This is a genomic window from Microbacterium sp. zg.B48 (assembly GCF_024623505.1).
GTDB lineage: Bacteria > Actinomycetota > Actinomycetes > Actinomycetales > Microbacteriaceae > Microbacterium.
Genome location: NZ_JANJFE010000007.1, coordinates 32,589 through 49,119, shown reverse-complemented (window position 1 = coordinate 49,119; position 16,531 = coordinate 32,589). Strand labels below are relative to the sequence as shown.

Genomic DNA, 16,531 nt, shown 5'->3' with positions numbered 1-16,531 from the left:
CGCGTCACTCCACCCATCCGGCGCGCGGTCGGGTGCGCACGGTCACCACGATGCCGGCGACCACCAGCAGCGCCGCGATGACGTTCCAGACCATGTCGTAGAGCAGAAGATCGGGAACGTACCGGATCTGATGCAGTCCGAAGAGCTTGTGCTGAACGATGCCGTCGTACAGCTGGAATCCCCCGGCGCCCAGGAGCACCCCGCCCCACCACCGTGCCTGCCGGAATGCATCGCGCCGGCGCAGGTCCGCGAGCAGGAACAGGCCGCCGATCGTCGCGCCCCAGCTCAGGGCGTGGAAGAGCCCGTCCGAGACCAGACCGAGAGCGGGCGTCCCGCGATCGTAGAAGTGATGCCAGTGCAGAATCTGGTGGAAGACCGCCTCATCGACGAACGCGACCAGGCCCACACCGAACAGGATGCCGGAGATCAGGTTGCGGCCGGACATCACCGCGCGCGACCGATCCCGGACTGCTGCGGCGTCGCCCGCACTCGAACCGGCGTTTCCAGGGATGGACACGGTCAGCGGAGTCCTTCGGCCTGGGTCTTCTCCTCAGCGACCCGAACGCCGTACGTGTAGGCGAGCTTGCCGCCCAGCCACCCGGACACTCCCACCCCGATCGTCACCAGGATGGGATGGAACGGGTGGCCGTACGGCCCGGCCACTGCCGTCCGCGGGTGCTTGGTCTGTGTGCGTGTGTTCGGGTCCATGCTTCGCTGCTCCAGTCAGAAGGGACTGAGATCCAGTCAGAAGGGACTGAGATCGCACCGACGCTAGGACCGGGGTTCCGATTGTCCCAAGGGCTTGACAGCGTGAAGCACGGCCGTCTGGAGACCCCCGCTGGCCGCGGGCATCCGCCAGCCGGCTTCACCGCGCGATCCGCGGTCGCTGCGCTTGCACGCGATGCAGGAATGGCGCAACCCCCTCCGGCCGAGGCGCGGACTGAGTAATGCTGGGTTCCCTGGAGGTGCGCTATGAAGGCGATGGTCTACCGCGGTCCGTACAAGATGCGCGTCGAGGAGAAGCCCGACCCGAGGCTGGAGCACCCGAACGACGCGATCGTCCGAGTCGAGCTGGCCTCGATCTGCGGTTCCGATCTGCACCTGTACCACGGCATGATGCCGGACACGCGGATCGGCCATACCTTCGGTCACGAGTTCATCGGGACCATCGAAGAGGTCGGCTCCTCCGTGCAGAACGTCAACGTCGGGGACCGCGTGATGGTCCCCTTCAACATCTATTGCGGCTCGTGCTTCTTCTGCGCTCGCGGCCTGTATTCGAACTGCCACAACGTCAACCCGAACGCGACCGCCGTCGGCGGCATCTACGGGTACTCGCACACGAGCGGCGGCTACGACGGCGGCCAAGCGGAGCGCGTCCGGGTTCCGTTCGCGGACGTCGGCCCCTCCGTCATCCCGGAGGCGATCAGCGACGAGAACGCCCTCCTGCTGACGGATGCCTTCTCCACCGGCTACTTCGGGGCCCAGCTGGCGGACATCGTCGAGGGTGACACCGCGGTGGTCTTCGGGGCGGGGCCGGTCGGTCTTGCAGCCGCGCGGTCCTGCTGGCTCATGGGCGCCGGCCGCGTCATCGTCGTGGACTACCTGGACTACCGGCTCGAGAAGGCGAAGTCCTTCGCGTTCGCCGAGACGGTCAACTTCGGGCAGGTGGGCGACATCGTTCGCCACCTCAAGCGCGCCACCGATGGCCTCGGCGCTGACGTCGCGATCGATGCGGTCGGTGCCGAAGCGGACGGCCACGTCATCCAGCATGTGACCTCGGCGAAACTGAAGTTGCAGGGGGGTTCCCCGGTTGCTCTGAACTGGGCGATCGACTCGGTCCGCAAAGGGGGGACCGTCTCGGTGATGGGCGCGTACGGACCCTTGTTCAGCGCCGTGAAATTCGGTGACGCGATGAACAAGGGCCTCACCATCCGGACGAATCAGGCTCCCGTGAAGCGACAGTGGCCGCGGCTCTGGGAGCACATCCGCAACGGCATCATCACGCCGAGCGACCTGATCACGCACCGCATCCCGCTGGACGAGATCGCCGAGGGCTATCACGTCTTCTCGTCGAAGCTCGATGACTGCATCAAGACGGTCGTCACGCCGAACTGACGGCGCGGCCCCGAACCGCGAAGGAACGACATGCCCTACACATCCGAAAAGCCCGGCGCCACACCGAGCGCCGCAGAGTTGCGCGCCCGCATCCCGGGCTGGGGGGTCGACCTGGACCCCGCTGACCGACCGGCGTTCCCACGCGAGCAGCCCGGCATCGTCACGGGCGCGCACTGGGATCTGCCTCCCCAGCAGCCCGACCCGGGCCGACGCGAGAAATCAGTGGAGCACCTGCGGCTCACTCCGGTGTTCGGAACCGCACAGCCCCTGAAGGGACTGGCCGGAGTCATCCGCAGGTACGCCTACGACACCTACAGCGAAGGCCAGGCGGCGCACTGGCTGTTGCTGATTCTCGGCGACCGAGTGGACGCGATGACGGCGCATGTGAAGTCCTTCGCCACCCGGCGGCCCGACAATCCGATCACGGAGAGCGGCGTCCTGGGCGAGCGCGGCCACCGTCCGCTGTCCTCGCGCGTCGGGCGTGGACGCGTCGATCTGAAGCACGCGTGGCTGGACCCCGTGCTGGTGTGGGGGCCGTGGCTGCTGGCCGGGGTCATCGCGATCCGGGCGCTGGTCCGGATCGCGCGGCGATGAGCTCGCCGGTCCAGTCACACGGGCTGGGCTGCGGCTTCGTCGGCCGCAATCCGGGAAGGTTCGGTGTCGAACTCTTCGGCGACCAGCATGATGCCGCCGGACGAGTTGGCGGAACGCGCAAGCTGCATGATCCACTCGCGGCTCAGCTCCACCGGCTCGGGGTCCTCGAACACGAACCGCAACGGGATGGACGGATGCAGCCAGATCGTCGTGCGCCCCGGGGCCTCATCGACGGAGTGCCGCCACGAAAGCGTGAAGCTCTCGCTGCGCCGAAGCTTGGTCGCGATGACCGCCTTCACGTGCGCGAGTGCGCGGTCTTCGATGTGGATCGCCGTGTCGGATCCACCGTAGTAGATGGTGCCCACCCCGTCACCGTACGCCGACTGCTCCAGTTGTGCCAGTGCCGACGCGCCCCCATATAGCGACTGGTACGCGGCTTGGCAAGGGGCGCTGCGAGCGCCGCACGAGTCCCTGAGGATGACGGGATGAGCGAGAAGGAAAGCGTGCACGGCAAGACGATCGTGATCACCGGTGCCTCCAGCGGCATCGGCCGGGGAGCCGCCGTCCGCCTGAGCGACCTCGGCGCCAACGTGGTGGTGGCGGCTCGTCGCGGCCAGGTCCTGGAGCAGCTGGCCGGCGAGATGGCGGAGCGCGGAGGGATCGCCGTCCCGGTGGCCACGGATGTGAGCGCCGCTCCAGACATCGCACGGCTGACCGCCACCGCGGTCGACCGCTTCGGGCGGATCGACGTCTGGGTGAACAACGTCGGGATCGGAGCGCTCGGACCGTTCTGGGACGTGCCCGTGGAAGCCCACGCTCGCGTGATCGACGTGAACGTCAACGGCCTCCTCTATGGGGCACACGCGGCGCTGCGCCGGTTCCTGGCACAGGGCAGCGGCGTCCTGATAAACGTCGGGTCTGTGGAGAGCGAACTCCCGCTGGCCTACCAGTCCTCTTACGCGGCGTCCAAAGCCGCGGTGCTCAGCTTGAGCAGGACTCTGAACGAGGAGCTCCGCCTGGCCGGAGTCTCCGAGACCATCAAAGTCGGCACCATCATGCCCTGGGCCGTGGACACGCCCTGGTGGGACCACGCTGCCAACTACACCGGACATGCGCCTCGGATGGCGGCGATGGACGACCCCGGTATCGTCGTCGACGCGATCGTGGCAGCCTGTACCGATCCCAAGGAGGAACACCCGGTGGGAGGGAAAGCCCGCGTCGCGAACATCTCGCACCGGATCTTCCCCGACCTCACGGAACGGCTGTCCGCGAAGACCGTCGACGCCGAGCGGCAGCGCGGCTTTCCGCGGCTGCACACGCAGGGCTCGATCTTCGCGCCCACCGAGGCGGGCACGGCGGTCGAAGGCGGTGTGCGCGACCGGATGAAGCGCGAGGACGCCGCACGCGCCAGGACCCGGTCATGAGCCGCGTCGAGGTCGTCGCGGACGGCGTCTACCGGCTCGAGAAGGCTGCCGTCAACTGCTACCTCATCGTCGCCGACGACGGGATCGTGCTCGTCGACGGTGGACTGCCGGGCAGCTGGTCACGCCTGACCGCTGCCTTGAGGAACGTCGGGGCGACACCGTTCGACATCTCGGCGGTGGTGCTCACGCACGGCCATTTCGATCATGTCGGCATGTGCGACCGCTTGAGCTGGGAGAACAGGGTCGCCTCGCACATCCACCCGGACGACCAGGACCTGGCACGGCATCCCTACCGGTACGCGCATGAGAATGCCCGTGCCCGGTATCCCGTGCAGCACCCCGCAGCGATCCCGATCCTCGCCCGGATGACGGCCGCCGGGGCGCTCTGGGTCAAGGGCATCAAGGCGAAAAGCGATGTGGTCCCCGGCAGCCGCCTGGACCTGCCCGGGGGTTTGACGCCCATCTGGTCGCCGGGCCACACGGCCGGCCACTGTGCGTACTTCATGGCGGACCGGGGCATCCTGTTCAGCGGTGACGCACTCGTCACGTACGACCCGTACACCGCCGGCACCGGACCGCGGATCGTCGCCGGTGCGGCGACCGCCGACAGCGCCGTGGCACTCACGACGCTCGACGAGCTGGCCGCGACCGGTGCGGGTCTGGTTCTGACCGGACACGGGGAGCCCTTCACCGACGGCATCCGGGTCGCCGCCGCTCACGCCCGCGCCGTCGGACCCTCATGAGGACCCCACGCGGTTTACTCCAAACCCGGGCCGTAGTCAACCCTCCTCCTCGAGCCACCGGGGCGCGGCACAGTTGAGGTCGGCCGTGAAGAGGGGTGCATCGTGATTGTGCGGATTTCGGTGGCTCCGCCGCGAGAGGCGAACCTGCCTCGCGACGCGGCCGCCGATGCGCTCAAGCAGCTCCCCGCCCGACGCCCGGCAGACCCGCCCGCACCGTCGTCACCGCTGCAGTGGGCGCTCATCAGCCCGGACTGCTACGAAGTGACATCATCCGACGTGACGGTCGGCTTCATCCGGGTCGTCGGGGCCGTGTGTGTCGCCCTCGCCGGGCCGCGATACGACCTCGCCGTCGAGGTGGCGCAGACGCTGGTGTTCGACGCCGCCGTTGACGCGTTGGGAGAAACCTCCGCGTGAGGCGGGGTCGTGCGCCCGCCGGGGTCGCACGTGCTCGCGCCGGCGGGAATGCCGCGGCCGGTCGGAAGGGTTGCACCTGGGGATGACCACCGCACCTGCACCCGCCCTCTCCGTCCTCGACCTCGTGCCCGTACGCACCGGCCAGACCAGTGCTCAGGCGGTGAGCGCGTCGCTGAACCTCGTCTCGCGAGCCGACGAGCTCGGCTACCGTCGCTACTGGTTCGCCGAGCACCACAACATGCCCGCGGTCGCGTCGACCACCCCGCCGGTCCTGATCGCGGCGGCAGCGTCCCGCAGCGCGCGCATCCGGGTGGGGTCGGGCGGCGTGATGCTGCCGAATCACTCCCCGCTCGTGGTCGCCGAGCAGTTCGCGGCACTGGAGGCGCTCGCACCGGGTCGCATCGACCTCGGCATCGGGCGGGCACCGGGCAGCGACCCGGTGATCACCCAGCTTCTGCGGATGTCGGGCACGACCTCCGACGTGGAACGCTTCCCCGATCACATCCGCGACATCATCTCTCTGGTCTCGCCCGACGGCGCCACCGTCCGGTTCGCCAGCGGCGGCGAGTACGGCATCCACGCGACCCCCCGCGCGGAGGGCGCGCCCGAGGTGTGGCTGCTGGGCTCGAGCGATTACTCGGCTCAGCTGGCGGCATCCACCGGCCTGCCGTACGTGTTCGCGAACCACTTCTCGGGGGAGGGGCTCGAGCGCGCGCTCGACCTGTACCGCAGCGGCTACCAGCCCACCGAGACCCACCCGGAGCCGCGGACCTTCCTGACGATCAACGCGGTGGCCGCGGCCGATGCCGAGGAGGCCGAAGCGCGGGCGCTGCCGCAGCTGCGCATGATGGCGCGTCTGCGCACCGGCAAGCCGCTGACCGCGCTCGAGACGGTCGAGCAGGCCCGCGCCGCCCTCACCGTCGAGGCGGACGCCCAGGCCGAGTCGATCATGGCCGCCGCCCGCCGGCGCTGGCTGGTGGGCACCGGACCGGACGTGCGTGCCCAGGTCGCGGAGTTCGCCGCCAGGTACGGCGTGGACGAGGTCATGATCTCGCCGGTGGGCGGCGCCTTCGACGGTGAGCCGATGGATGCCGCGACCGGTCGGGCTCAGACCCTGGAGCTGCTCGCGGCCTGAGTGGGTTGCGCCGCTGGCCGCGGCCGCAACGGTACGGGGCGGGAGTGTCACGTGGGCTGCCAAGGCTCGGGTCACTGCCGAGGACGGTTCCCGCCCTGTCCGGTCCGCCCGAGCGACCCCTCACGGAGGCGCGACTGCGGCAGCCGGCGCGACTAGGCCTCGGGTTCGCCGCTCAGCAGCCCCCGCAGCCAGTCGCGGGCTTCGACGAAGACATCGTCGGAGTACCGGTCGGGGTAGCGCACGATCGCCCGATCCGCCCGCGGATACGAACCCAGGAAGATGACCTTGGGACTGAAGCGGCGCAGTCCGAGCAGAGCATCCGCCATCCGCTCGTCCTCGATGTGCCCATCAGCGTCGATCACGAAGCGGTAGCGGCCGAGCGCATCGCCGATCGGACGGGACGCCAGCAGCGAGAGGTTGATGCCGCGCGTGGCGAACTGCTCGAGCATCTCCAGCAGGGCGCCCGGGTGATCATCGGGCAGCTCGGCGATCAGCGAGGTCTTGTCGGCGCCGGTCGGCGCGGGCGGCGCGACGGTGCGGGCGACCAGCACGAACCGGGTCACGGCGTTCGGATTGTCGCCGAGGTTGCGGGCCAGCAGCGTCAGGTCGTGATGCTCGAGGATCCCAGGGGGTGCGATCGCGGCATCCGCGTCGCTGGTCCCGTCGAGCAGTCCCATGGCGCTGGCGACATTGCTGGATGCCGGGACGTGCGCGTGCGCGGGAAGCGTCCGCGTCAGCCACTGCAGGCACTGCGCGTATGCGACCGGGTGCGCGGCGATCAGCGACACGTCTTCGAGCGCGGTGCCCGGCCGGGCGACCAGGACGAAGTCGACCGGGACGAGGTACTCCCCCACGATCCGCAGCCCCGGCATGGTCGCGAGCGCGTCCTGCGCCGTGGAGACACCGCCGTCCACGGAATTCTCGATCGCGATCATCGCCGCGTCCGAGCGACCCTCCACCACATCCGCGAGCGCCTCGCCCACGTTGCGCACCGAGCGCCAGTGCTGGTTGCGCGCTTCGGGCACCTGGGCCAGCGCGGCCTCCGTGAACGTCCCCGCAGGACCCAGGTAGCTGTAGGTGCGGCGGGCCGGGGCGTCGGGGTCGGTGGTCACCCGCATAGCCTAGCCACGACCGGCCCGGCGGCCTCGCGACCGCTGCGCCGACCCGGCGGCGCACAACTCCTGCACTACGCGCGGGCCTGCCCCGACCGCCGTGCAGAACCGGCACCCGCGCACGGCATCGTGCAGGAGTTCTGCGTCGCCCCGAGCCGCGGCGGGCGGAATCTGGGGATTCCGGGTGCCGGCGAGGGCCGTACCCGGCAGACTGGAAGACATGAGTACGCGCGCAGGACTTCCGGCCGAAGCATCCGACCTCATCGACATCGACGAACTGATCGCCGCCTACTACGACAGAAAGCCGGATGCCGCGATCCCCGAGCAGCGCGTCGCGTTCGGGACGAGCGGCCACCGCGGTTCCTCGCTGAGCACGAGCTTCAACGAGGATCACATCCTCGCCACCACCCAGGCGATCGTGGACTACCGCAACGGACAGGGCATCGCCGGGCCGCTGTTCCTCGGCCGCGACACGCACGGGCTGTCGCTGCCGGCCGAGCGCAGCGCGATCGAAGTGCTCGTGGCCAACGGTGTGGATGTGCGGGTCGACTCGCGCGACTCGTGGGTTCCGACCCCGGCTATCAGCCACGCGATTCTCGCCTACAACCGCGGGCGCGCGCTGGATGACCCGGGCCGTTCGGACGGCATCGTGGTGACCCCTTCGCACAACCCGCCGCGCGACGGCGGCTTCAAGTACAACCCGCCGAACGGCGGGCCGGCCGACACCGATGCCACCGGGTGGATCGCCGACCGCGCGAACGAGCTCATCGCGGCGGGCCTGGACGGTGTCCGCCGCACGCCCTTCAAGGACCTGGACGCCGACGCGCTGGGCGAGTACGACTTCCGCGATCACTATGTCCGCGATCTGGAGAACATCATCGACGTCGCGGCTATCCGGCGCGCCGGGGTGCGGATCGGCGCCGACCCGCTCGGCGGTGCGTCCGTCGACTACTGGGCGCTGATCGGCGAGCACTACGGACTCGACCTGACCGTCGTGAACCCCGATGTCGACCCGACGTGGCGGTTCATGACGCTGGACTGGGACGAGAAGATCCGGATGGATCCGTCCTCGCCGTCGGCGATGGCCTCGCTCGTGGCGAAGCGGAACGATTATGACATCCTGACCGGCAACGACGCGGACTCCGACCGCCACGGCATCGTCACCCCCGACGCCGGGCTGATGAATCCCAACCACTACCTCGCCGTCGCGATCGACTACCTGTACTCGCACCGACCGAACTGGCCGACGGATGCCGCCGTCGGCAAGACCCTGGTCTCCTCGATGATCATCGACCGGGTCGCCGACTCGCTCGGCCGGAAGCTGCTGGAGGTCCCGGTCGGCTTCAAGTGGTTCGTGCCCGGCCTGCTCGACGGGTCCGTGGCGTTCGGCGGCGAGGAGTCGGCGGGGGCGTCGTTCCTGCGCACCGACGGCACGGTGTGGACGACCGACAAGGACGGCATCCTGCTGTGCCTGCTGGCCGCCGAGATCCTCGCCGTCACCGGCAAGACCCCCTCGCAGCGCTACGCGGAGCTGGAAGCGCAGTTCGGCTCGTCGGCATACCAGCGCGTGGACGCCCCGGCGACACCGGCGCAGAAGGCGCAGCTGGCCAAGCTCTCCCCTGACACGATCACCGCGACCGAGCTGGCCGGAGAGCCGATCACCGCCAAGCTCTCGCACGCTCCCGGCAACGGTGCGCCGATCGGCGGGCTGAAGGTCGTGACCGAGCACGCGTGGTTCGCTGCGCGGCCCTCCGGGACCGAGGACGTCTACAAGCTGTACGCCGAGTCCCTGCGCGGTGAGACGCACCTGCGCGAGGTGCAGGAGGAGGCTCGCGCGGTCGTCGCGGCCGCTCTGGCCTGAGCATCGGACCGGCGCGGGGCTACCCGAGCGGCAGCAGCGCGGTCCAGGCGCGACGCCGCTCGGCACGCGGGTCGGCCTGGACGCGGTCCTGGTCTGCGATGATCAGGGTGAGCCGCTCCGGAGCGGCGTACGAGGGCCAGCTCTCGGGCGGCGCTCCGACGGCGGCGAAGCGCAGCCAGGCGTCCCGCATCCTGGCCCCGGCAGTGTCGAACACCTTCCGTCCGCCGAGCGAGGTCATCGTCCGCGCCAGCCGCGCATCGCCCTGCTCGAACAGGGCCAGCAGCTCCAGCCCGTGCGTGGCGTCCAAGCCCGCCCACCGCATGAGGCGGGGCGCGACGTCGAAGCGGTAGAAGTACACCGGCGCATAGCGGGAATGCCGTTCCGCGACCGCCACGCACGGATACCAGAACGCGTAGTCCCCGCCGAAGTCCGCAGCGGCCGCCGCCGCACCGGGAAGACCGGGGTACGCCCGCGCGATCAGGTCGCGTCCGACGGCCGTTCCTCGTCCGAGCACGGCCGCGATGCGTGGAGCCGACTTCGGGAGGATATCGATGCGCCCGCGGAAGATCGTCCCCTCCCGGTCGTTGGTGCCGATGATCAGCGGCACGCGGTGCGCGGTGCCGGTGCGGAAGGACACGATCGGATGCCGCGGCACCAGTCGCCCGTCGATCACCGGCGCCAGGCAGAACGTCCCCGGCGTCTGCGCGGGCGTGCGGATCTGAAGGACCAGAGCCGCGTTCGCCAAGGCGGACGGGGTCGCGTCGGTCAGGAGGGCCACCGTCGCTTCGACCGTGAGCGGATCGTCGGGCGCCGCGTCTCGGCCGACAGCGGACGACCCGCCCGGGGCGATCGGCGACGATTGTCCGCGCAGGATCTCGACGAACTGTTCGGCCCATCCGGCCGCCGTCGCGCGGGAGTACACCGCATCGGGCGGCGCGCTCTGCGCGATCGCCCGCGCGAACAGCCCGCGGGCCGAGGGTGTGCCCATCAGGGTGGTGACCGCGTTGCCGCCGGCGGACTCCCCGAAGACGGTGACCCGTCCGGGATCGCCGCCGAACCGGTGGATGTTCCGGTGCACCCAGCGCAGCGCCGCGATCTGGTCACGCAGTCCGAGATTGGACTCCATCGGACGGCGCCGCGTCGAGTACCGTGAGAAATCCAGATAGCCGAGCGCCCCCAGCCGGTAGTTGAAGCTGACGTAGACGACCCTGCCCGTGTCGACGAAGTTGCGCCCCTGGCCGGTGAAGTCCTGTGATGAGCCGGCGGTGTACCCGCCCCCGTGGATGAACACCATCACCGGCAACGGCGCTCCGCCGGCGGGCACCGATGACGGAGCGACGACGTTGACCGTCAGGCAGTCCTCGGCCGATGGGACGCCGGGCGGCGTGCCGGTGAACTGGCCCTTGTGCACCTGCGGCGCGACCGGACCGAACGCGGCCGCATCCCGGCATCCGCTCCACGGCGCGACTCTGCGCGGGGAACGGAACCGGAGCGGACCGACCGGGGCTGCGCTGTACGGGATCCCACGCCACGCGGTCGTGTCGCCCTCGCGGATGCCGCGGATCACACCTCCGGTCACCCGCACCTCGAGCGGACGCTGCCTGTTCACAGTTCGTGTCTACGCCGTCTGTGCGCGAAGCACCACGCGCCCGTGGTGACGGAAGCACCACGCGCCCGTGGTGACGGCCGCCCTCAGCCGAGGTCGCGCGCGAGGTGCCGGCCGGCCTCCCGCAGCCACCGGGCGGGATCGGCCATCGCCGACGCAGGCGTTCCGGCGAGCGCGGTCAGGGAGATGACCGCGGCGAAGGCCGAGGTGTCGGCACCGGACTGGATCCGTCCTGCCGCCAGCGCGACGCGCGCACCGGAGGCGGCTGCCGCGACGTGGGCGGGCACCTTTCCGGACGCGGACTGCCCATCGAAGGCTCCCTCACCGGTGACGATGACGGATGCCGCACGCATCGCCCCGGGCAGGCCGATGAGCTCGGCCACGGTCGCCGCGCCCGACGCCAGAGACCCGCCCCACGCCAGCAACCCGAAGCCTGCGCCTCCGGCCGCCCCCGCTCCCGGTGTGCCGGGGTCCGCGGGGAGCAGGCGGGCCAGCTGGGCGAGCCCGCCGTCCAGCTGTGCGATCTGCTCCGGGTCGGCGCCCTTCTGCGGACCGAACACGGCGGCGGCACCGCGGGCGCCGAGCAGCGGGTTGACCACGTCGACCAGCCCGATCACGCCCGCGGGCGGCACCGCGGCCAGTCCGGACAGGTCGGCGGCCGCGATTGCCCCGAGTCCCTGCCCGCCGGCGGGGACGTCCGCGCCGCGCGCATCGAGGAAGCGGGCCCCCAGAGCCCGCAGCATCCCGGTGCCGCCGTCGGTCGATGCCGACGAGCCCAGCCCCACGACCACCCGCGAGACGCCCGCCGCGAGCGCCGCGGCGATCGCCTGCCCGAGACCGGCGGTGTGCGCGCCCATCGGACGGAGGTTCTCGAGCAGCTCGATACCCGAGGTCGCACCGAGTTCCACCACGGCGGTGCCGGCCGGGGCGCGGGCGGTCGGCGGCAGCCGCAGCCACGCCGCATCCACCTCGAGATCCGCGGGTCCCCGGACGCGCACCGGCACGCGCCGGGCACCCGGGACGGCTGCCGCGAACGCGTCCAGGGTGCCCTCGCCGCCGTCGGCCATCGGGCGGAGCACGGCCTCATCCTGACGGCGGACGGAGTGCCAGCCCTCCGCCAGTGCGGCTGCGGCATCCGCTGCGCCGATCGTCCCCTTGAACGAGTCGGGGGCGAAGACGACGATCACGGGTTCACGCTAGCGGGCGGGGAGGGTCGGCGGACTAGCGTGTGAGCGTGGACACGGGAGCGTTGCGGGTCGAGACCCTCGGTGCCGGCGTCGTCAAGCGCACGACGCGCCTGGCCGACGGCCGCGAGCTGTTCTACTTCGATGATCCGGGCACCGCTCTGGGCGCCGAGCGCGGCGTGGATGCCCGCACCCTGGCGCCCCGGCCTGCCACGGCCACGATGCGCCGCGACGTGCTGACCGGCGATTGGATCTCCCTCGCCGCGGCGCGGCAGGACCGCGCCGTGCTGCCGCCGCCGGAGCTGGACCCGCTCGCACCGCAGACGCCGACGAATCCGTCCGAGGTCCCGTCGCGGTACGACGTCGCGGTGTTCGAGAACCGCTCCCCCGCGTTCGGCCCCGCGCTGGCCGAAGCGACCGCCGGCGCACCGGCCGCGACAGATCCGCCGCGCGGGCTCGACGATCTCGACGCACCCGGGCTCGCTCGCGCGCGGACGGCCGTCGGACGCTGCGAGGTGGTGTGCTTCAGCCCAGCGCACGAGGGATCCTTCGGATCGCTCACCCCGACCCGCGCGCGCACGGTGATCGAGGCATGGGCGGACCGCACCGCAGTGCTGTCCCGGCTGCCCGGTGTCGCGCAGGTGTTCCCGTTCGAGAACCGCGGCGAGGAGATCGGCGTGACCCTGCGGCACCCGCACGGACAGATCTACGCGTATCCGTACGTCCCGCCGCGCACGCGCCGCCTGCTCGAGGCGATCCAGCGGGAAGGCGCGGACCTCTTCGCGCGCATCCTCGCGTCCGAACAGGCCTCCGAGCGGGTGATCCTGCGCGGGGAGCACTGGACGGCGTTCGTGCCGTTCGCGGCCCGCTGGCCGTTGGAGGTGCACCTGCTGCCGCACCGTGCACTGCCGGACCTCGCCGCGACCAGTGACGCTGAGCGCGACGAGCTCGCGCCCCTCTACCTGCGCCTGCTTCGAGGCGTCGATGTCATGTACGGCACTCCGACTCCGTACATCGCGGCGTGGCACCAGGCTCCGGTGCACGCCGGCAGGGACGCCGTGCGGCTCAGGCTGGAGCTGACATCGCCGCGGCGCGCGGCCGACAAGCTCAAGTTCCTCGCCGGGTCCGAAGCCGCGATGGGCGCATGGATCGGCGACGTCCTGCCCGAGGAAGCGGCCGCCGCGCTGCGTGCGGCGGTCGCGGAGGTTTCCGGATGAGCGCCTCGGCCGCCGCGCGCACGCTGTTCACCGAAGCCTTCGGATCCCGGCCCGCCGGCATCTGGTCAGCGCCAGGACGGGTGAACCTCATCGGCGAGCACACGGACTACAACGACGGCTTCGTGCTGCCGTTCGCCCTTCCGCAGCGCACTCATGCGGCGGCAGGCGCACGGGGCGACGGGCGGATCCGGGTCATCTCGACCTTCGATGGGGCGCCGGTGGAGGTCGCGCTCGACGAGCTCGACGACCTCTTCCCCGCACACGGGACGGCCGACCGGCCGACCGTGCCGGCCTGGTCGGCCTATCCGCTGGGCGTCGCCTGGGCTCTGCTGCACGCGGCCGGACCGGACGCGGCATCCGGCCTGGACCTGGCGATCGCCTCGGACGTCCCGATCGGCGCAGGCCTGTCCTCGTCCGCGGCGATCGAGTGCGCCGTGGCGATCGCCCTGAACGACACCTGGGATCTCGGGCTGGACAGGGTGGCCCTCGCCGCCGCCGCGCGCACCGCCGAGAACGACGCGGTCGGTGCGCCCACGGGCATCATGGACCAGATGGCATCGCTGCTGGGGCAGCCGGGCGCAGCCGTGCTCCTGGACTGCCGCTCGCTGGAGGGCACCGTCGTCGATCTGCGCCTGGCCGAGGCGGGACTCGCCCTGGTCGTCCTCGACACCGGCGTGACGCACGCGCACGCGACCGGAGGCTACCGCGAGCGCCGCGCCGCGTGCGAGCGGGGCGCGCAGGTTCTGCGGGTGCGCGCTCTGCGAGACCTCACCGTCGCCGATCTGCCGCGCGCCGCCCGGCAGTTGGATGCCGAGACGTACCGCCGAGTCCGCCACGTCGTGACCGAGAACCAGCGCGTGCTGGACACGGTGCGGTCGCTGCGCACAGGGGGTGCCGGATCCATCGGCGAGCTTCTCCTGGAATCGCACGCATCCATGCGCGACGATTTCGAGATCTCGGTGCCCGAAGTGGACACCGCGGTCGAGGCGGCCATGACGGCGGGCGCGGTCGGGGCCCGGATGACCGGCGGCGGCTTCGGCGGCGCCGTGATCGCGCTGGTCCCATCGGGCAGGGTCGACGATGTGCAGGATGCCGCTGCCACCGCCTTCGCGGCATCCGGGTTCGCTCCTCCCACCACCCTGCGGGCCGAGCCCTCCGCCGGCGCGGGCCGGGACGCCTGAGCAGCGCGTCGGATCAGCGTGCCGCCGCGCTCCGCCGGACGCGATATCGGGCGGCCGGTCCGGCCGCAAGCCCCTGGCCAGACGGCGCGGACGCCCATACGTTCGGGGGGATGCCGGAGCATACGCCGCCTCGGCCGGAGAGGACGAGCGCGTGGGATTCATCACCGTAGGCATCGAGAACACCGCCGATATCAGGCTCTTCTACACCGACCAGGGCCAGGGTCCGGTGGTCGTCCTCATCCACGGGTTCCCGTTGGACTCGGAGTCCTGGGGAAAGCAGCAGGCCGCCCTGGTGGCGGCCGGGCACCGCGTGATCGCGTACGACCGACGCGGCTTCGGCGCCTCGAGCAAGACCGGCGGCGGCTCTGACTACGACACCTTCGCCGCCGACCTGGACGCGCTGATGAGAACCCTCGACATCGAAGATGTGACGCTGGTCGGCTTCTCGATGGGCACCGGCGAGGTCGCCCGGTATCTCGCGAACTACGGCAGCGACCGCGTGGCCAAAGCGGTGTTCCTCGGCTCGCTCGAGCCGTACCTGCTGCAGACGGACGACAACCCCGAGGGCGCCGGGCCGCGGGAGTTCTTCGAGGGCTTCGCGACGTCGATCCGCGACGATCGATACGCGTTCATGACCGGCTTCTTCGCCGACTTCTACAACCTGGACGAGAACCTGGGTTCGCGGATATCGCCGGAGGCGCTGGAGGCCAGCGTCCAGACCGCCAACCGCGCGGGTAACGCCGCTCTGGCGGCGGCGCCACTGACCTGGCCCACCGATTTCCGCGCCGACATCGCGAAGCTCGCCCTGCCCAGCCTGATCGTGCACGGCACGGCCGACCGGATCCTCCCCATTGATGCCACGGCGCGCCGGTTCCGCACGCTGCTGCCGGGCGCGACCTACGTCGAGATCGAGGGGGCGCCGCACGGGATGCTGTGGACCCACGCCGACGAGGTCAACGAGGCTCTGCTCGCCTTCCTCAGCAGCTAGAGGCCGACGGCGCCGCGGGCTCAGTCGTGCTCGGGGCGCAGGAGCCGCAGGCCGGCGATCACGAGCGGGATCAGCAGCACGATCGCGGCGACGATGATCGCGGTGATGCCGATGGCGCCGTTGCGCGGATCCCCCCCCAGCCGGCCGACGGCCAGCCAGCACAGGCCCCACGCCAGTGCCAGGCCGGGGGCGATGCGCCATCCGCTCGCCCATGCGATCCCCAGGCCGATGACGGCGACGACGACCAGCACCGCGACCCCCCACGCCGCCGCGGCATCCGCCCACGCCTCAGGCACGACGCCGGTCAACCACGCCGCGATGTTGGCCACGGACGCGAGCGTGACCCACCCCAGATGAAGGCCGGTCACCCCGTCGATCAGGAGCGCATCCCAGAAGCCGGCGCGCGGCGTGCGGGTGACCACCGAGAAGTGGAACGTGATGCCCAGAGCGATCAGCAGCAGCAGGATCACCACGACCGTCCATTCGATCGTGAGGAACTGCGCGGCCACCAGCCACAGACCGTTGAGCACGATCGTCAGGGCGATCCACCACCCCACTGCGCGGTGCCGCTCGGACGCGCGCTGGCTGGGCAGCGCCTGCCAGATCGCGTACCCGATCAGGCCCGCGTAGATGACGGTCCAGATGCTGAAAGCGGGCCCGGCCGGGGCGAGGAAGGACCCCTGCTCCGAGAGCCGGCCGCCCTGCGACTCGTCGACCTCGGTGCCGCCCAGACCGCCGACGCCGACGAGGACCGCGACGAGGGTGAATCCCAGCGCACACAGCACCGCGATCTGGCGCGTCAGATCCAGGCCGGTGGCCGCCGCACCCCGGGACCGGGGCGTGCCGGAGGGGCGTGCCGCGCCGGGGGAATTGGTCGCTCCAGGAGTGTTCACCCTGCCACGGTACGTTCACCACGCCACCCCGCGTAGGGGTTGACACACGCGCGCGGCCGGGATG

General features: G+C 71.1%; 17 protein-coding genes. 10 read left to right on the top strand and 7 right to left on the bottom strand.

The features are described 5' to 3' along the window. Positions 1-4: 4 nt before the first annotated feature. Entirely contained in the window at positions 5-517 is a 513-nt protein-coding gene (locus tag NQ152_RS06240; protein ID WP_257523389.1) for a DUF2243 domain-containing protein, read from the bottom strand. A 2-nt stretch (positions 518-519) separates the two neighbouring features. Then, on the bottom strand, positions 520-708 hold the full coding sequence (locus NQ152_RS06235; RefSeq protein WP_257501356.1) for a DUF2231 domain-containing protein: 189 nt from the start codon (positions 706-708) through the stop codon (positions 520-522). A 264-nt stretch (positions 709-972) separates the two neighbouring features. On the opposite strand from NQ152_RS06235, the gene NQ152_RS06230 reads away from it, so the two are divergent. Further along, positions 973-2,115 carry a zinc-dependent alcohol dehydrogenase gene (locus tag NQ152_RS06230; protein WP_257523388.1) on the top strand — a complete coding sequence of 381 codons (1,143 nt, stop codon included), beginning with the start codon at positions 973-975 and terminating at the stop codon, positions 2,113-2,115. 30 nt (positions 2,116-2,145) lie between these two features. Continuing rightward, positions 2,146-2,709 (top strand): hypothetical protein, encoded by a 564-nt coding sequence (locus NQ152_RS06225; protein WP_257501354.1) that lies wholly within the window; start codon positions 2,146-2,148, stop codon positions 2,707-2,709. A 14-nt stretch (positions 2,710-2,723) separates the two neighbouring features. Here NQ152_RS06225 and NQ152_RS06220 read toward each other — a convergent pair whose 3' ends face one another. Further along, positions 2,724-3,074, bottom strand: a complete 351-nt coding sequence (locus NQ152_RS06220) for a hypothetical protein (RefSeq protein WP_257501353.1) — start codon at positions 3,072-3,074, stop codon at positions 2,724-2,726. A gap of 120 nt (positions 3,075-3,194) precedes the next feature. Here NQ152_RS06220 and NQ152_RS06215 point away from each other — a divergent pair, with 120 nt between their 5' ends. The 4 genes from NQ152_RS06215 to NQ152_RS06200 all read left to right on the top strand — a co-directional run bounded on the left by NQ152_RS06215 (position 3,195) and on the right by NQ152_RS06200 (position 6,425). Continuing rightward, the gene (locus tag NQ152_RS06215; RefSeq protein ID WP_257523387.1) at positions 3,195-4,133 is read left to right on the top strand and encodes an SDR family oxidoreductase; all 939 of its coding nucleotides are present in this window, start codon (positions 3,195-3,197) and stop codon (positions 4,131-4,133) included. Next, complete coding sequence (locus NQ152_RS06210; protein WP_257523386.1) at positions 4,130-4,876, top strand: MBL fold metallo-hydrolase; 747 nt, start codon at positions 4,130-4,132, stop codon at positions 4,874-4,876. The genes NQ152_RS06215 and NQ152_RS06210 overlap by 4 nt, the downstream gene beginning before the upstream one ends. A gap of 102 nt (positions 4,877-4,978) precedes the next feature. Continuing rightward, a complete protein-coding gene (locus tag NQ152_RS06205) occupies positions 4,979-5,290 on the top strand; it encodes a hypothetical protein (protein WP_257523385.1) in 312 nt (103 codons plus the stop codon). A gap of 82 nt (positions 5,291-5,372) precedes the next feature. After that, the gene (locus tag NQ152_RS06200) at positions 5,373-6,425 is read left to right on the top strand and encodes an MsnO8 family LLM class oxidoreductase (RefSeq protein WP_257523384.1); all 1,053 of its coding nucleotides are present in this window, start codon (positions 5,373-5,375) and stop codon (positions 6,423-6,425) included. A 152-nt stretch (positions 6,426-6,577) separates the two neighbouring features. On the opposite strand, the gene pheA is transcribed toward NQ152_RS06200, so the two are convergent. Further along, the gene (gene pheA / locus NQ152_RS06195) at positions 6,578-7,537 is read right to left on the bottom strand and encodes a prephenate dehydratase (protein ID WP_374113567.1); all 960 of its coding nucleotides are present in this window, start codon (positions 7,535-7,537) and stop codon (positions 6,578-6,580) included. Between the two features lie 220 nt (positions 7,538-7,757). Between pheA and pgm the strand changes: the two genes are divergently transcribed. Then, positions 7,758-9,398 carry a phosphoglucomutase (alpha-D-glucose-1,6-bisphosphate-dependent) gene (gene pgm / locus NQ152_RS06190; RefSeq protein WP_257523382.1) on the top strand — a complete coding sequence of 547 codons (1,641 nt, stop codon included), beginning with the start codon at positions 7,758-7,760 and terminating at the stop codon, positions 9,396-9,398. A 19-nt stretch (positions 9,399-9,417) separates the two neighbouring features. Here the strand turns inward: pgm and NQ152_RS17240 are convergent, their stop codons facing one another. After that, positions 9,418-11,007: a carboxylesterase/lipase family protein gene (locus tag NQ152_RS17240; RefSeq protein ID WP_257523381.1), complete on the bottom strand. Its 1,590-nt coding sequence runs from the start codon at positions 11,005-11,007 to the stop codon at positions 9,418-9,420. 83 nt (positions 11,008-11,090) lie between these two features. Next, positions 11,091-12,191: a glycerate kinase gene (locus tag NQ152_RS06180; protein ID WP_257523380.1), complete on the bottom strand. Its 1,101-nt coding sequence runs from the start codon at positions 12,189-12,191 to the stop codon at positions 11,091-11,093. A 47-nt stretch (positions 12,192-12,238) separates the two neighbouring features. Here NQ152_RS06180 and galT point away from each other — a divergent pair, with 47 nt between their 5' ends. The 3 genes from galT to NQ152_RS06165 all read left to right on the top strand — a co-directional run bounded on the left by galT (position 12,239) and on the right by NQ152_RS06165 (position 15,574). Continuing rightward, positions 12,239-13,405 (top strand): galactose-1-phosphate uridylyltransferase, encoded by a 1,167-nt coding sequence (gene galT, locus NQ152_RS06175; RefSeq protein ID WP_257523379.1) that lies wholly within the window; start codon positions 12,239-12,241, stop codon positions 13,403-13,405. Continuing rightward, positions 13,402-14,586, top strand: coding sequence for a galactokinase (gene galK, locus NQ152_RS06170; RefSeq protein ID WP_257523378.1), 1,185 nt, complete (start codon positions 13,402-13,404; stop codon positions 14,584-14,586). The genes galT and galK overlap by 4 nt, the downstream gene beginning before the upstream one ends. A gap of 151 nt (positions 14,587-14,737) precedes the next feature. Further along, the gene (locus tag NQ152_RS06165; protein ID WP_308209113.1) at positions 14,738-15,574 is read left to right on the top strand and encodes an alpha/beta hydrolase; all 837 of its coding nucleotides are present in this window, start codon (positions 14,738-14,740) and stop codon (positions 15,572-15,574) included. 20 nt (positions 15,575-15,594) lie between these two features. Here the strand turns inward: NQ152_RS06165 and NQ152_RS06160 are convergent, their stop codons facing one another. Further along, the gene (locus NQ152_RS06160; protein WP_257523377.1) at positions 15,595-16,467 is read right to left on the bottom strand and encodes a tryptophan-rich sensory protein; all 873 of its coding nucleotides are present in this window, start codon (positions 16,465-16,467) and stop codon (positions 15,595-15,597) included. Positions 16,468-16,531 lie beyond the last annotated feature (64 nt).

What these genes read in the sequence shown, in the direction of transcription:
- NQ152_RS06235 (WP_257501356.1), bottom strand. Translation starts at nt 708, where the DNA reads ATGGACCCGAACACACGCACACAGACCAAGCACCCGCGGACGGCAGTG.
- NQ152_RS06230 (WP_257523388.1), top strand. Translation starts at nt 973, where the DNA reads ATGAAGGCGATGGTCTACCGCGGTCCGTACAAGATGCGCGTCGAGGAG.
- NQ152_RS06225 (WP_257501354.1), top strand. Translation starts at nt 2,146, where the DNA reads ATGCCCTACACATCCGAAAAGCCCGGCGCCACACCGAGCGCCGCAGAG.
- NQ152_RS06215 (WP_257523387.1), top strand. Translation starts at nt 3,195, where the DNA reads ATGAGCGAGAAGGAAAGCGTGCACGGCAAGACGATCGTGATCACCGGT.
- NQ152_RS06210 (WP_257523386.1), top strand. Translation starts at nt 4,130, where the DNA reads ATGAGCCGCGTCGAGGTCGTCGCGGACGGCGTCTACCGGCTCGAGAAG.
- NQ152_RS06200 (WP_257523384.1), top strand. Translation starts at nt 5,373, where the DNA reads ATGACCACCGCACCTGCACCCGCCCTCTCCGTCCTCGACCTCGTGCCC.
- pgm (WP_257523382.1), top strand. Translation starts at nt 7,758, where the DNA reads ATGAGTACGCGCGCAGGACTTCCGGCCGAAGCATCCGACCTCATCGAC.
- galK (WP_257523378.1), top strand. Translation starts at nt 13,402, where the DNA reads ATGAGCGCCTCGGCCGCCGCGCGCACGCTGTTCACCGAAGCCTTCGGA.